Origin of the sequence: Sinorhizobium fredii USDA 205, from assembly GCF_001461695.1 — a bacterium.
Lineage (GTDB): Bacteria > Pseudomonadota > Alphaproteobacteria > Rhizobiales > Rhizobiaceae > Sinorhizobium > Sinorhizobium fredii.
In genome coordinates, this window is sequence record NZ_AUTC01000013.1 from 1 (window position 1) to 14,582 (window position 14,582).

General features: G+C 59.6%; 15 protein-coding genes. 7 read left to right on the forward strand and 8 right to left on the reverse strand.

The annotated features are described in order from the left end of the window. The first annotated feature begins 498 nt into the window (after positions 1-498). Positions 499-2,259 (forward strand): sensor histidine kinase, encoded by a 1,761-nt coding sequence (locus N181_RS02625; RefSeq protein WP_037430218.1) that lies wholly within the window; start codon positions 499-501, stop codon positions 2,257-2,259. Then, complete coding sequence (locus N181_RS02630; RefSeq protein WP_037430211.1) at positions 2,220-2,900, forward strand: response regulator; 681 nt, start codon at positions 2,220-2,222, stop codon at positions 2,898-2,900. Before N181_RS02625 ends, N181_RS02630 begins: the two co-directional genes overlap by 40 nt. A gap of 48 nt (positions 2,901-2,948) precedes the next feature. Here N181_RS02630 and N181_RS02635 read toward each other — a convergent pair whose 3' ends face one another. Continuing rightward, the gene (locus tag N181_RS02635; RefSeq protein WP_037430210.1) at positions 2,949-4,280 is read right to left on the reverse strand and encodes an SGNH/GDSL hydrolase family protein; all 1,332 of its coding nucleotides are present in this window, start codon (positions 4,278-4,280) and stop codon (positions 2,949-2,951) included. 431 nt (positions 4,281-4,711) lie between these two features. Between N181_RS02635 and N181_RS02640 the strand changes: the two genes are divergently transcribed. The 3 genes from N181_RS02640 (at position 4,712) to N181_RS02645 (ending at position 7,209) form a co-directional block, all read left to right on the forward strand. Continuing rightward, positions 4,712-5,143, forward strand: a complete 432-nt coding sequence (locus N181_RS02640) for a hypothetical protein (RefSeq protein WP_037430209.1) — start codon at positions 4,712-4,714, stop codon at positions 5,141-5,143. A 71-nt stretch (positions 5,144-5,214) separates the two neighbouring features. Continuing rightward, complete coding sequence (locus N181_RS33920; protein ID WP_014331978.1) at positions 5,215-5,364, forward strand: DUF5989 family protein; 150 nt, start codon at positions 5,215-5,217, stop codon at positions 5,362-5,364. 12 nt (positions 5,365-5,376) lie between these two features. Further along, positions 5,377-7,209 (forward strand): carbamoyltransferase family protein, encoded by a 1,833-nt coding sequence (locus tag N181_RS02645; RefSeq protein WP_037430208.1) that lies wholly within the window; start codon positions 5,377-5,379, stop codon positions 7,207-7,209. A gap of 374 nt (positions 7,210-7,583) precedes the next feature. Here the strand turns inward: N181_RS02645 and N181_RS02650 are convergent, their stop codons facing one another. From N181_RS02650 to N181_RS02680, 7 genes are all read right to left on the reverse strand, one after another. Continuing rightward, positions 7,584-8,288: a GntR family transcriptional regulator gene (locus tag N181_RS02650; RefSeq protein ID WP_037430215.1), complete on the reverse strand. Its 705-nt coding sequence runs from the start codon at positions 8,286-8,288 to the stop codon at positions 7,584-7,586. Between the two features lie 146 nt (positions 8,289-8,434). Continuing rightward, complete coding sequence (locus N181_RS02655) at positions 8,435-9,169, reverse strand: aspartate/glutamate racemase family protein (RefSeq protein WP_037430207.1); 735 nt, start codon at positions 9,167-9,169, stop codon at positions 8,435-8,437. An 11-nt stretch (positions 9,170-9,180) separates the two neighbouring features. Next, the gene (locus N181_RS02660) at positions 9,181-9,903 is read right to left on the reverse strand and encodes an ABC transporter ATP-binding protein (protein WP_037430206.1); all 723 of its coding nucleotides are present in this window, start codon (positions 9,901-9,903) and stop codon (positions 9,181-9,183) included. Between the two features lie 3 nt (positions 9,904-9,906). Beyond that, positions 9,907-10,686 (reverse strand): ABC transporter ATP-binding protein, encoded by a 780-nt coding sequence (locus N181_RS02665; protein ID WP_037435416.1) that lies wholly within the window; start codon positions 10,684-10,686, stop codon positions 9,907-9,909. 2 nt (positions 10,687-10,688) lie between these two features. Further along, entirely contained in the window at positions 10,689-11,675 is a 987-nt protein-coding gene (locus N181_RS02670; RefSeq protein WP_050999874.1) for a branched-chain amino acid ABC transporter permease, read from the reverse strand. Positions 11,676-11,679: 4 nt separating this feature from the next. Then, positions 11,680-12,546 carry a branched-chain amino acid ABC transporter permease gene (locus tag N181_RS02675; protein WP_037430204.1) on the reverse strand — a complete coding sequence of 289 codons (867 nt, stop codon included), beginning with the start codon at positions 12,544-12,546 and terminating at the stop codon, positions 11,680-11,682. 118 nt (positions 12,547-12,664) lie between these two features. Continuing rightward, positions 12,665-13,864: an ABC transporter substrate-binding protein gene (locus N181_RS02680; protein ID WP_037391418.1), complete on the reverse strand. Its 1,200-nt coding sequence runs from the start codon at positions 13,862-13,864 to the stop codon at positions 12,665-12,667. On the opposite strand from N181_RS02680, the gene N181_RS32805 reads away from it, so the two are divergent. Next, positions 13,857-14,237, forward strand: a complete 381-nt coding sequence (locus tag N181_RS32805; protein WP_141322183.1) for a hypothetical protein — start codon at positions 13,857-13,859, stop codon at positions 14,235-14,237. The genes N181_RS02680 and N181_RS32805 overlap by 8 nt on opposite strands. 133 nt (positions 14,238-14,370) lie before the next feature. Then, positions 14,371-14,580, forward strand: a complete 210-nt coding sequence (locus N181_RS34420) for a hypothetical protein (protein WP_037470524.1) — start codon at positions 14,371-14,373, stop codon at positions 14,578-14,580. Positions 14,581-14,582: the final 2 nt, after the last annotated feature.

The following is a 14,582-nucleotide window of genomic DNA, read 5'->3' on the forward strand; positions in this document are numbered from 1 at the left end:
TGCGCCGTAGTCGACGGTGAGCGGGCGGCACTCATCGAAGCGCCTCTCCGGCGTTGACATCTCGAAGAAGGAAGGCCGGGCTGCGCTTTGTTCGCGAGGTCGTCATCACAGTCAATGGGCAAGCACTTCCGTGGGACGGATTGCGAGAGAGCCCAGCGCATCGTCTTCAGTTCGCGCTTCCACGCAAATGGTCGACCCAAAGTGCCGCTATCCGCTTCATGACGTAAGCGGACGCCGCCTGCCAGTCGTTGGTGACGTCTCCGCTACTAATTTAGAAAATCAGAAACAAATCTGGCCTTTGGCAGTGCAATTCGACATAATTTCGTCTGTTCTGCCGAAAGGTGGGGGCACTTGCCTGCCACTGCGCGAGCGTCTTGGCGCAGTTCTGTAAGTGCATCTTATCGCTACAGGAGCCGAAATGAGACTGTCGCGGGCCTTTCAGCAGCGCGCGTTCAATCCCCGCCAATGGTGTGTGAACCTGAAAAGAGGACCTTGGCGGTGAAGCGCTGGGCGCCCTCGATTTCTACGGTGAAGGCCGAACATGGGTTGGCCACGGCGACCAATCGACAGACATGGATCAACACATTCCGGGCTCGCTCGGACGGCGTGATCGCTATCGCTCGCATCGTTCTGGCGATTGGCAGTCTCTGGATTACCTGGCTTGATGCCGCCATCCGCCCCTCTCGCTCGGACCTCGTTTTTTGGCTGCTCATCGCTTACCTGGTCTACGCCATCGCTGCAGCCCTTTTCGTCTGGAAAGCGCAGGTCCATCTGGTCCGCGGCACATTCGTTCGGCATATGATCGACGTCGCCACTTTGATTATCTTAGCTTTTCTTACAGGTCGCGTGTCTGGCCCAGTCTTCATGCTCATGCCGTTTGTCCAGCTGACAGCGACGCTGCACTGGCTCTGGCGCGGCGCCCTATGGACCGGTTCCATTGGGGTTGCGGTCCTGGCATACTTAGCGCTTTCGAATACCGGCTGGCCGTTTAATTCGGACGTGGACGCGGCGGTCGCACTGTCGTTCATTCTCTCCTTGCTGACGGCGACGATTCTTCTCACATGGCTGGGGACGCATCAGGAGGCGGTGCGCTCCCATTTGTTGCGATTGGTCGAGCGGACGCCTTCAGCGCCCGATGGGCGCGATTGGCCGGCCGAAGCGGCGTTGGATTATGCGGCACAGATGATGCGCGTGTGCCGAGCGCTGCTGATCTGGAGTGACGGTGACGAGCCTTGGACCAACCTCGCCATATGGAAGAACGGCACAGGCGAGCTTCGGCATTTGTCGCCGACAGCGTACCTACCGTGGACACCGAAAGTGCTGCAGCATGCCAGTCTTCTGATCATCGATGCAAAGCGTTCTCGAGCCCTCATTCATCGCGGCGAGGGACGCTTCGATCGATGGCGTGGAGACGAGTTGCCAATCTCTCCGGCGCTCGTCGCCGAGTTCTCCATCGCGTCGGCGATCTCCGTGCAGTTCCACGCCAACGATGTCGAGGCGCGCCTGTTCCTCCTCGATCCACCGGCCCCGACACTGGATGACGTCGCCTTGGCTGAGATTGTCGCCGATCGGTTGAAGACACTTTTCGAGCAAGCGATCCTGCTGCGCCGTCTCAGCGATGCAGCCGCCCTTGAAATGCGCATCAAGATTGGGCGGGATATACACGATGGCGTGCTGCAAGCGCTGGCAGGAACGGCCCTGCAACTGCAAGCCCTGCGCTCGTCAAAGGCCGAGCCTGACGAGATCGACAGGCGTCTGATGGCCATACAAGCCATGCTTTTCGAAGAACAAAGAGATCTCCGCACGCTAATTCGCGCGCTTGAACCGGGATCCGACCATCGCCACGCCTGCGACTCTCAACTGGCGCTGCGATTGGAAGCCCTGGCCGATCGTTTGCGGCAGCAATGGTCGATCGACTTTCGCTTCGTTCTGGATCCCGAGGATCTTTGGTTGCCGGCGGCAATCATCGACGAGCTGGCGCGGATGATCGCGGAGGCGACCGCCAATGCCGCACGCCATGGGCACGCGCGAACGATCGAGGCCCGGCTCCGGCTCGAGGGCGCTATGGTGATCCTGACCGTGGACGACGACGGAACAGGCTTTGGCTTTGACCGGCGGCTTGAGCATTCCGAACTGGAGAGCAGCAAGGTTGGTCCGCGAAGTCTGCGTGAACGCGCGGCTACGTGGGGCGGCGAGCTCTCGATCGATAGGGTGGAGCAATGGACGCGGATAACCATAAGGATCCCGGCTCATCCATGAGCCCGCGCATCGTTGTCGTGGATGATCACCTGATAGTCCTGGATGCGCTATGCCTTTTGATCGCCGCCGAGTCCGATTGGCAGGTGGTTGCCAAATGCAGGACTGCCGCGGAGGCGATCGAGGTTGTCTCGACGGAGCCGGTCGATCTCGTCATCCTCGATCTGCGCATGCCGGAAATGACCGGACTGGATCTCGTTCGTCGCCTTCACAGCGATCGGCCGGAGCTCGTTTGCGTCATTCTCACCGCTGATATCGGCGATGAAGAACTGGCCGAGGCGATGCGCAATGGTGTGCGCGGCATTGTTCTCAAGGAACAGGCGCCGAGCGTCCTTATCGAATGCATTCGTGCGGTATTGGCAGGTGGTAGCTATGTCGTGGATCAAAGTTTGAGCGCCGCGATTGATCGGATTGGGGAACACGACGTCGAGCGTCAATCGGTCATGCAGAAATTGACACCGCGTGAACTCGAAATTTCCCGCCTTGCGGCGGAAGGTTTACGCAGCCGGGAAATAGCCGCGCGGCTCGGAATAACCCCCGGCACCGTCAAGCTTCACCTCCATAGCGTCTACAGCAAGCTCAAAATCACGACTCGCGTGGAGCTCGCAAATATTTCCCAGCGGCTGCAGCTTGGTTCGAACTGATCATCACGGGCCGGCACCGGAAGCTGGCGCTGCGCCGCAGTTTGCCGATCATTTGTTCTCTGCACTTATCGGAAAGCCGGTCTCCTTCGTCGCGATCGAGCGGAGGATTTCGTTCGCAGCGAATTTCGCCCCGGCACGACTGAAATGAGCGTCGGGCGCATACAGAAGAATAGGCTCGGCTTGAGCGCGTATGGCCTCATGAAGATCAATAACGGGAATCCCCTCTGCCGCGGCAGCAATGAGAACCCTCCTCCTCAGCGGATCAAAGGGCTGATCCGATGAGAGCGGTCCGATGAAACGGTCCATCCTCGGTACGTAGACCAGTGTAAAAGTGCCCCCCCAGCTCTTGGTTAGTTCTTTCGCACGGTGCAGGATCTTTCTGAACTCCGGCTTACTGCCAGCAATCTTCGGATACACCAACCCCAGTCTCGAGAGGGTTTGCTGCAGGGCGACGAAATTGCGCAACAAGGATGTTCTCGTGAGCAGGTCGATACCCGTCACCGGAGTATTTTTTCGCTCCGCCAAAATGCTCCGTGCCTCGCGCATGGTTGCTTGCGCGGTCGACTGCAAACCGTAGTTCGCATCCGGCGAAAGCGCCTCTCGAAGCCAGGGCACTGCGAGCTCCCGCTCCAGATTCTCCCAGTCGTTGCCTTCAACGAAGACCATCATCACGTGGCGGGGACGTAAAACTTCACCGAAACGACCGAGCATTGCGAGTTCGACAAGGGGACCGTTTCCTCGAATGCCTATGCTCGCGGCGGCAGCGCCACCCGCCCGCACGCTCGATGCAAGGTCCTCGCCCGGAGGCAGGCAGAAGCCTTCGACGAACGAGTCCCCCAGGAGCATCAAGTCCAGCCGGCGGTTATACACATCGTCGGGATTATTGAAGCCGTACCGATCCGCCGTGTAACTGACGACGCCGCCCTTGGACGTGCACAACACCACTTGCGTCGACGGAAAACCCGACAGCAGCGCCTCGGGGAGCTCGTCGGTGCCGGAAAGCCGGTTCAGGCTCCGAAGTGTGAAGCCGGGAACCATATTCTTGTTGCGCCTGAGCGTGTCGGCCTGCGCCTCGCTGAGTTGGCCGAGCATTTCGAACCGGACTGATACGACCGAGACCGTATGCATCGCCTCAAAGAGGAAGAGGGCGAACAACACGCTCGAGGCAGAGATGCCGACAAGTGCGGAAAAGCGCGGCTTCGCAAGCAAGCCGATGGCAATGAGGGCTGCACCAAGCAGGCCTGGGATCAGCACGTAGCGGATGAAGTGCGGGGTTTCAGCTGCGAATAGTTGGTAATGCAGCAGAGCATAGATGGGACTTAACAAAAGGTACAGGCCAGGGACTGCGCATACCAGAAGCCCAAGATGCCGCTTTGTCATGACCTCTTGTCCTCCTCGCAAACCGTTCAGCAGACCTGGGCTTGCCGACCGCTCGTTCAAGCGGCCGAATCCGACTTGTCTGTTTCGACGGCTTTGGCTGATAAGAGTCTTTTCTCTTGCACTTGAATTCACACAAATGGATTGAGAATAGAGCCCATCGGGAGCATTTTTGTACCGCGGAATATAAGGAGTTTTACCGATCGAGTCTCCCCAAAAACGCCCGGTCTGCTTGATGGCCTGATTGCACCGCCATTTTCGTTTCAACCGGAAGCATGCGTCGCCGGCCGTCTATATCCAATGGCATATTGACCGGATCGGTTGCGGATTGTTCTATACCATCCGTCCGAAACCATGCCTTTCAAGCAAGACGCGACGGCATTTCGCGTATATCGTATTTTAAGGATGAGCACTGGCCGCTGAGGAAGTGCACAATGAACCAGTCGCACGAATCTTTTTCCGAGCACGCCTTGGAGGGGCCGTCGAACCGCAGTTTCGGCTACACGGTCGGCGGCATCCTCCTCGCTTTCGTCCTCTTGAGGTGGTTGATCAGCGGCGAGCTGACTGCGATCACGATAGGGCTTGCGATCATTGGCGGTGTCCTCGTCCTGTTGGCGTTCGCCTTGCCCGACTGGCTCGCTTTGCCAAACCGGCTCTGGACCAAGCTCGGTCTGTTGCTGTTCATGATCGTCAATCCCCTGGTGATGCTGCTGATTTATGCGACAGCCTTCATTCCGATCGGACTTGTCTTGAGGCTCCGCGGCTACGATCCGCTCGCCGCATCATTCGACAAGAGCGTCGATACTTACTGGAATAAGCGGTCACCGCATGAACCGGACCCGGCGACGATGCGCAATCAGTTCTGAACGCAGGCAGTTCTGAACGCAGGCAGTTCTGAAGCGACAAACCACGGGTTTATGAGTGGAGGAAATGCGCCATGGAACTCGTACGCGAACTCTGGGCCTACATGGGCGTCCGCAAGAAGTTCTGGCTCCTGCCGATCTTCATCATTCTCGGCGTTTTTGGTGCATTGGTGGTCTTGACCCAGGGCACCGCGGTGGCGCCGTTCATCTACACCCTGTTTTGAGCCGAACCCGCCATGCGCATTCTCGGTATTTCGGCGTTTTATCACGACAGCGCGGCTGCGATGGTCGAAGACGGGCGCATCGTCGCCGCCGCGCAGGAAGAGCGGTTCACGCGCAAGAAACACGATGCAAGCTTCCCCGCCAATGCGGTGGGCTATTGCCTCGCTGCGGCCGAATGCGACATGGCGGACGTCGATCATGTCGTCTTCTACGACAAGCCGTTTCTGAAGTTCGAGCGGTTGCTGGAGACCTATCTTGCGACAAGCCCGCGTGGCTTCCGCTCCTTCAGGATGGCGATGCCGCTGTGGATCAAGGAAAAACTGTTTCAAAAGAAACTGTTGCGCAGGCATTTGGGGAAGCTTGCCGGATCGAAGGAATGGTCCGGTTCGCTTCTGTTCACCGAGCATCATCTGGCGCATGCGGCAAGCGCGTTCTTTCCATCGCCTTTCCCGAGCGCCGCGGTGTTGACGATGGACGGGGTGGGGGAATGGTGCACGACGTCGGTCGGCCATGGCCGCGACAACGACCTCGAGATCCTTAAGGAGATTCGCTTCCCGCATTCCCTAGGGCTGCTTTACTCGGCGTTCACCTACTACACCGGATTCAAGGTCAATTCCGGAGAGTATAAAGTGATGGGCTTGGCGCCCTATGGTCGCCCGCAGTTCGCGCAGAAAATCCTGGATAATCTGATCGACCTGAAGGAGGATGGCTCGTTCCGTCTCGACCAGCGCTATTTCGACTACTGCGCCGGTCTCACCATGACGTCCCCGGCCTTTCACCACCTGTTCGGCGCCGAGCCGCGAAAGCCGGAATCGCCCCTGACCAGGCGGGAGATGGACCTCGCCGCTTCGATACAGGCGGTCACCGAAGAAGTCGTCTTGAAGCTTGCCCGTTTTGCCCGTCAGGAAACCGGCGAACGCCATCTGTGTCTTGCCGGCGGCGTCGCCTTGAACTGCGTCGCGAACGGCAAGCTCGTCAGGAAGCGGATTTTCGACGAGATATGGATCCAGCCGGCAGCCGGCGATGCCGGTGGCGCGGTCGGAGCCGCCCTGGCAGCTTGGCACGGCTATCTCGGACACACCCGCATTCTCGACGGGCAAGACCGCATGGCCGGCGCCTTTCTCGGTCCAGCATTTGAACAACGCGAGATCGAGAAGCGGCTGACGGCCAGCGGCGCCGTTTATACCGTCCTGGACGACGACGCGGTGATCGCGCGCACCGTCGACGCGCTGGTCGACGACAAGGCGGTCGGATGGATGCAGGGGCGCATGGAGTTCGGACCGCGGGCCCTGGGCGGAAGATCGATCCTGGGTGATCCGCGCTCGCCAACGATGCAGAAGACCCTCAATCTCAAGGTCAAATACCGAGAAAGCTTCCGTCCCTTTGCTCCTTCAGTCCGACGTGAGGACGTGGCTGAGTGGTTCGATATCGACACCGACAGTCCTTACATGCTGCTCGTGGCCGATGTGCTCGACCGGCGGAAAGTGCCCCTCGGTCCTGACGAGGCGGCATTGTTCGGCATAGACCGCCTGAACGTTCCGCGATCGGAGATCCCAGCCGTGACCCATGTCGATTATTCGGCCCGGGTGCAGACGGTGCATCAAGACACCAATCCACGCTATTGGGCGCTGCTGAGCGCGTTCAAGGAGCGAACCGGCTGTCCCGTACTGGTCAATACCAGCTTCAACGTCCGCGGCGAGCCGATCATCTGCACTCCGGAGGATGCGTTCCACTGTTTCATGGGCACCGAGATCGAATGCCTGGCCGTCGGCAACTGCTTTCTGAGGAAAGAAGATCAGCCGTCACACCTGCGGCAGGACTACAAAGCGCAGTTCGAGCTCGACTAAGCGCGTCCCTGCGGTGCCATGCCGAGCGCGGTCGCGTTCTTCTGGGAATAGACCCTTACCGACAGTCGGCTGCCGGCGATCCGTCGGCTGCCCTTGCGGCGGCGGGCGACCTGCTAGGTGAAACGGTGTCCAACGTCACCGACATCGAACTGATCCTGCTGGCGTGGCGATGAAGCGATAGGCGTAACCTAGCTGCCGGATACCCCGAGCCGACAAAGCTGGTCCTGAGAAATGGAGCAACACAAGCATGACTGGATACCGTGGTGCTCAAATTCAATAGCGCACCGGGCAAGGTCGATGACTACGCCGTCCTCCGGCTCCGGTCCGTAGCATGGTGATCGGATGTGGCGAGGCTGTTTCGAGACTAGCCGACTTCAGCGCAGGACATCGGCGAGGTTTTCCGGCCTGCGCTCCGCGCGTTCGAGGTCGAGTCCGGAAAGGAGGTCGAAAAGATGTTCCCTCATCAGCTGCGCTGCCCTGTCGGCGTCACCGGCCTCAATGGCGTCGACCAGTGCGTGATGCGCATGGCTTTCGCACGTCGTATCGCGGCGTTTCCAATAGAGTGCGATGATCAGTGAGGAGTGGGAAACCAGATCACGGACAAAGTCCGTGAGGACGGATTGATCGGCAATCTCGGCGATGCCGACATGAAACATGGCGGAGAGCATGATCGCATCGCTGTCGCGCCCGGCATGCAATGCCTCGTGCTCCCTCTCGAGGTGGTTGCGTAGCAGCCTCACATCCTCTGGCTTGGCAATCTTGGCGGCGAGCGCCGCCACCCTCGGCTCGATCAACGCGCGGGCTTCGAAGACGTCGCGGGCTTCCTTTGTCGAGGGCTGCGCAACGAAGGCGCCGCGATTGGGTTCCAGTCGAACCAGCCAGTCATGGGATAGCGCCTGCAGGGCGGCGCGAATAACCGTGCGACTCACCGAATAGATCGAGGCCAGTTCGTCTTCGGGCAGTTTGGTGCCTGGAGCGAGGCGATGGCTGACAATGGCGTCCCGCAGGCCGTGATAGATCGGCGACCAGCGCGCCGCCGGCTTCTTGGGATCGTTTTCCGGCCTGAGGGTCTTCAACATGTTCATCACTTCTGGCGATCTTGTGCCCTACTATGCCTGGTGGCCCTGATCTCACGCGGCACGCCATGCGGTCAATCGCAGCTCGCACCATTGCCAGACAATCCCAAAGCGAGACCAGAATGGGAAGCGAAATCGCCCAGCCCTGCTCACCTCGTCTTCGGAGACCACGGCGCATAGTAGCCGGCAAAGCGCTTGGCAAGCGGCGCCGCGTATCCACCGACCTTCGATGTCCTGAGGTCCAATGCCGATAGCGCCTCCGCCAGTTTGACAGCGCAGGCGACGCCGTCGATTACCGGGACGCCATGTTCGCGCGCGAGAGCCTGGGCGAGATCGGTCATGCCAGCGCAGCCGAGCACGATTGCCTCGGCCCTGTCCTCGGAAATTGCGCGCCCGATTTCGGCAGAGATTTTGCGGTTGGCTTTGGAGCCCGGCAATTCGAGATCGAGCACCGCAACGTCCGAAGCGCGGACCTTGGCGCAACGCGACGCGAGACCGTATTTCACCAGATTGTGCTCGATTACCGGCACGGAGCGCGCCAGCGTGGTGACAACGCTGAACTTGCCGGCAATGAGGGTTGCGACATGGAAGGCCGCTTCGCCGATGCCGATTACGGGTGCCTCCGTGGCGCAGCGCGCCGCGTCGAGCCCCGTGTCGTCGAAACACGCGATCACATAGGCATCCACTGAACCGGCCTTCGCCATTTCCGCGATGATGCCCGGTACGGAGAAAACCTCGTCGAAATAGCCTTCGATGCTCGGCGGGCCGTCTTCGGGATTGACCGCAACGATTTCAGTCGCCGCCGACGCCGCAGCCTGAGCCGCCTCGCCGATCTTGTCGGTCATCGAAGCCGTCGTGTTCGGGTTTATGACGAGTATGCGCATATGTGAGCCGCCTAAAATTCACCGCCGAGATAGAGATGCTTGACCCGCTCGTCGGTCAGCAATTCAGGAGAGTTACCGCTGAGCGCCACCTTGCCAGTCGTCAACGCGTAGGCACGCTGCGAGATCCTGAGCGCCATGCGCGAGTTCTGCTCGACAAGCAGGACACTCACCTTTTCGTCGCGATTGATCGCAACGATCGAACGCGCGATGTCCTGCACCAGCTTTGGCGCAATACCGAGCGACGGCTCGTCGAGCAGCAGCAGCCGTGGGCGTGCCATCAGCGCCCGGCCGATTACCAGCATCTGCTGCTCGCCGCCGCTCATCGTTCCGGCCTGCTGTGAATAGCGCTCCTTGAGGCGCGGGAAGCGCGTCAGCACCATCTCGATACTTTGCCGGATCTCGGCTTTGTCGGTGCGGGTGAAGGCCCCCATCAGAAGATTGTCACGCACGGTCATGAAGGGGAAGACGCGCCGCGCCTCGGGCACCATAGAAATACCCATGCGCACGATTTGGTCCGGAGCCGTGCCATCGATGCGATCTCCCCGGTAACGAATTTGGCCCGAGCGGATTTTTCTCAGGCCGGTGATGGCGCGCAGGATCGACGACTTGCCCGCGCCGTTGGCGCCGATGAGGGCGACGGTCTCGCCTTCGTTGACCTCGATCGATACGCCTTTGAGAGCATAGACGTGGTCATAGTAGAGCTCGACGTCATCGAATTTCAGCAGCGGTTCCATAGCCTACAATCCGATTGATTCGTCCTCGGCACCGAGATAGGCCTCGATGACCTTTGGGTTCTGCTGAATTTCCGTCGGCGTGCCCTCGGCGATTTTCTGGCCGAAATTGATCACCACGATACGGTCGGAAATACTCATGACCGCCGGCATGTCGTGCTCGACCAGAAGCACCGTTATGCCACGTTCGCGCAGCTTGCGGACGATCTCCAAAGCACGCCGGGTTTCGTCGTGGTTCATGCCGGCGAATGGTTCGTCAAGCAGTACGACGGCCGGATCGGTGGCAAGCGCAATCGCAATCCCGAGCGCGCGCAGATGTCCGTGCGGCAGGTTACTGGCGATCTCGTCGCCGAGCGCCCCCAGACCCAGGAACGCAAGGATTTCGTCGGCCGACGTACCGAAGGCGTCGAGGTCGTTACGCGCTGCGGCGCTACCGAAGTAGAAACCGGCAAGGGTGGCGCGCGAGCGCAGATGATGGGCGGTCACGACATTGTCGCGCACGGTCATGCTCTTGAAGATCGTGGTTTCCTGGAATGTTCGAACGACGCCCTTGCGCGCTGCGATGTGCGGCGCGAGCCCCGAGATACGCTCGCCCCTCAGGCGCACTTCACCGTGGCTCGGCCGAAGGAAGGACGAGATCAGCTTGAACAACGTCGACTTGCCGGCGCCGTTCGGGCCGATTACCGAAAGGATCTCGCGTTCGCGCACGGCGAAGGAAACGTTATTGACCGCCACAAGGCCGCCGAAGCGTTTGGTGAGTTCGACGATTTCCAGGATGTCTGCCATCGCTAGAGGCTCCTTTTTCGGGGGAGTGCCAGGCTTAGGAGACCGTTCGGCAGTACCAGAATCAGGACGGTCAGCACCGTCGAGAAGATCAGCAGCTGGAATTCACCCGTCTGGAACAGCAGGTCCCAGCCGAAATAGAGCACGAAGGTGCCAAGCATCGGCCCGAGCACGTAACCGAGACCGCCGAGGAAGCAGTTGAGCATAAAGTTCACTGAATCGGCGACGGTGAAGCTCGACGGATAGATCGACTGGGAGATCGAGGCAAACATCGCTCCACCGACGCCACCGAGGAAGGAGGAAAGCGCATAGGCGATGACGCGGAGATAGGCGATGTTGACGCCGATCGACGAAGCGAGCTCCTCGTTCTGCTGCAGTGATTGGCAGAGCTGGCCAATGCGCGAATGGGCGAGCCGATAAAGGCCCAGGAAGCAAAGCGCCATCAGCAGCACGGAAGCGATGTAGAAGGCCAGGCGAGGATTGGCCAGCGTCGCAAAATCCGGAATGAGCGTGAGGCCGAAGAGACTGAGGCGGGACGGCAGCGGAATGCTGACGATGCCACTGGCGCCATTGGTAATCGGCAACGCAAGGGCGAGAAGCCTGGCAACTTCGGTCAATACGAGCGATACCATGGCGAAATAGACGCCGCGCAGCCGCAAAATGGGCAGGCCGATGAGTACGCTCGCGGCGGCGCAGAAGAGCCCCGCCAATGGCAGGGTCAGCCAGAAGGACATGGCGTAGTTCATGACCAGAATGGCCGAGACATAGCCGCCCATCAGCGCATAGGCGCCCTGGCCGATGTTGATACGGCCGATATAGAACGTGATCCACACGCCGGCGCTGATGATGCTGAGCAGCGCTACCGACGTGAGGGTGTAATAGAGATCGCTTCGCCCGGTCGCGTTGATCAGCAGCGGTACTGCGACGAGCAGGCATAGCAGGAAGAGCACTGCCGAGGCGATCTTGAGGGTGGCGGCATGAGTCCTGCGCATCGCGTCAGCCCCACGGCTTGCCCATCAGCCCATGCGGGCGGATGCTGAGGAAGATCATCAGCAGGGCGAAGATGACGAGGTAGGTGATGTCGCCATATTCGCGAAGCACAGTCAGGCCGACGGATTCCATCATGCCGAGAATGAAGCCCCCGGCGATCGCGCCGCCGACGACCCCGGCGCCACCGATCATGACCATCAGGAAGGCTTTGATGGAAATCGGTCCGCCGATGCCGGAATTGACACCGGTGATGCTGACGAGCAATCCGCCGACGACGCCTGCAAGCATGGCACCCAACGCAAAGCCGATCATCGAATAGCGCTCGACCTTGACGCCCATCAATTGGGCCGCGACGCGATCCTGTGCCAAGGCCCGCATGGCGCGGCCAGGTTTGCTGTACTGCATGAAGAGCATAAAGGCCGCAATCATCAGGATGGCGATGACGCCGACGAGGATGCGGTCGTAGGGCAGGATCACCCTCTCGGAGACGAAGACGCCGCTGATGATTTTCGGTACGCCGCGCTGCTTCTCACCGAAAAGGAGCAGCATGACGGCATCCAGAAAAAACGCCGTCGCTGCCGCCAGCAGCATCGTACTTTCCTCGCGCTTGCTGCGACGGATGACCGTCCGGAAAAGAAGCTTCTCCATGAGCGCGCCGATGATCGCGAGCGTCACACCCGAGCAAAGCAGCGCCACGACGAAAGGCAATTTGAGCTGGCCGTATATCGCGTACGTCACGAAGCCTCCCAGCACATACATCTGGCCATGCGCGAAATTGAGCACGTTCATGAGGGCGAAGATCAACGTCAGCCCGAGCGCAATAAGAGCGTATTGGGCGCCGAGATAAAGTCCGTTGGCTATTACCTGTTCCATGGTGGCGGATCCGGCCCGAGTGGAGCGTGGACGTCGTTGAAAGCCTCGGTCAACTTGCCGCGGCGCGGCCGAGAGACATGCCGGCGCCACGGCCCTTGCGTATTTCGAGCGAGCGAGTTCAATCCACTTCGCCGACGAACAACGTCTGGAACTGGCCGTCCTTGAATTCGGTCACGACCATCGGAACCGAGAGCTGCCGCTTCTGGCCGAAGGAAGTCGTGCCGACATATTTCAGCGTACTGTCCTTGGCGTAAGGGTTCGGCGCCGAGAACGTGTCAACGGTCTTCTTGAACTCCTCGACGTCGTCGATTGCCTTGGGGTTAGCCTTCAGCGTTTCGATGATGTATTCGAGCGCATAGACCTTGGTGTTGGACTCGTCGTTGTACTCGCCGAACTTCTTGGTGTAGCGATCGATGAACTCTTCCATCACCGGCGTGCGGATTTCCGGCGTCGAGGCGCCGCCGACGGAAATGAAGCCGTTGGCAAGTTCACCGGCGCCTTCCTGCAGCACGGTCGCGTCCTGTGCGGTTTCGGCTGAGATCAATCCTTCATAGCCGAGCTCCCGGGCCGCGCGGATTAGAAGCGGCGCATTTGCGGGCGCAACTCCCGATAGCACCAGCAGATCTGGCTTCAGTTGCACGATAGGTGTCAGCACTGGCGTGAAATCGCGGGTATCGTTCTGGTACGTATCTTTCTCGGCGACCACTTCAAGGCCAAGTTCCTTGGCCGCGGCGACGCCGCTGTCACGCTGGCTGAGCGGATCGGACTCATTGGCCGCGATGAAGGCTACCTTTTTTACACCCTTGTTTTCCTTGAGATACTTATAGATTGCCGGTCCCGACTGGTAGTTGGCCACCATGCCGAGCACGGCGTTGGACGCCGGCGGCGCATAGAGCGCCTTCGGGAACGCGTAGGGGAAATATATGATCCCCTTGGATTCTGCCACCGGGCGCACCGCGGCCGCACCGTCATCGACGTTCGGGCCGACGACGTAGTGGATACCTTCCTGGGCCATTTTTTCCATGCCTGCGATGGCACGCTTTGGATCTTTCTGATCGTCGAAGGTGACGATGGTGACGTTGTAGGTGTCCTCGCCGATCTTCACGCCACCCATTTCGTTAAGCCAGTCTGCCCGGGTCTGCATCGAGCGGACATTCGATGTGCCCCAGGCTGCGGCGGGGCCGCTGGTAACACCGACGAAACCAATCTTGAGCTCCTTGTTCTCGGCCTGCGCGGAAAAGGCTCCTCCCGCAGCGATTGCCAGAAATGAAACGGCGCCGAGCGCCAACGATTTCAATGTCGAGCGTCTGTTGATCATCTCACTCCCCATCCATTGCATCCGGCGCGCTGTCGCGATGCGGATAGATAAGGGAAGTCCAAAAATACAGACTTGTCAACATTTGACTATTTTTTTGTATACAAAAATGAATGGACGCGAAAAGCCGGCGGGGCTGCCTACCAGTGTTGGCCTAGCCGTGATTGATGGCGCAGAGGCCCAAGGCGCGCGAAGCAATCCCTTGGGCGATCAACTGACAGATCTTTTTTCCATCGGGTCTTCCGACCCCTTCATGGTAAACCGCGACCCGGATTGCGGCGCGCCTGAAAGCCGCCGTTCACAGTCTGAACGGCCGGTGAACCAATTACTCAAATTTCAGGGCCTTGGACGCGCTTCCAAACGAAACCGCCAATGATCAGCGGACAATACGAGCGCTCAGCTGAGGCACCGCGTGCGCGATAGATGGGCCCAGTTTTGGTGCTGCGGCTGCAGACCCATTCATTTGACGCATTTATTAGCATATGCGTAAATAAATGGGTGGGGGTCTCATGGGGCTGGTAACGCTCGTACTGACTGTATGCCTTGTCTCGGCACCCGAAAGGTGCCGAGAGGAAAGCTTGCAACTTGACACCCAAGTGTCGCTAACCCAATGCATGTTCCAGTCTGCCATGTTCGTCGCCAATTGGTCGCAACTGCACCCGGCTCTTCGTGTCAAGAAATGGCGATGCAAGCTTCCAGACGTTGACCGGGTCATCTGAGC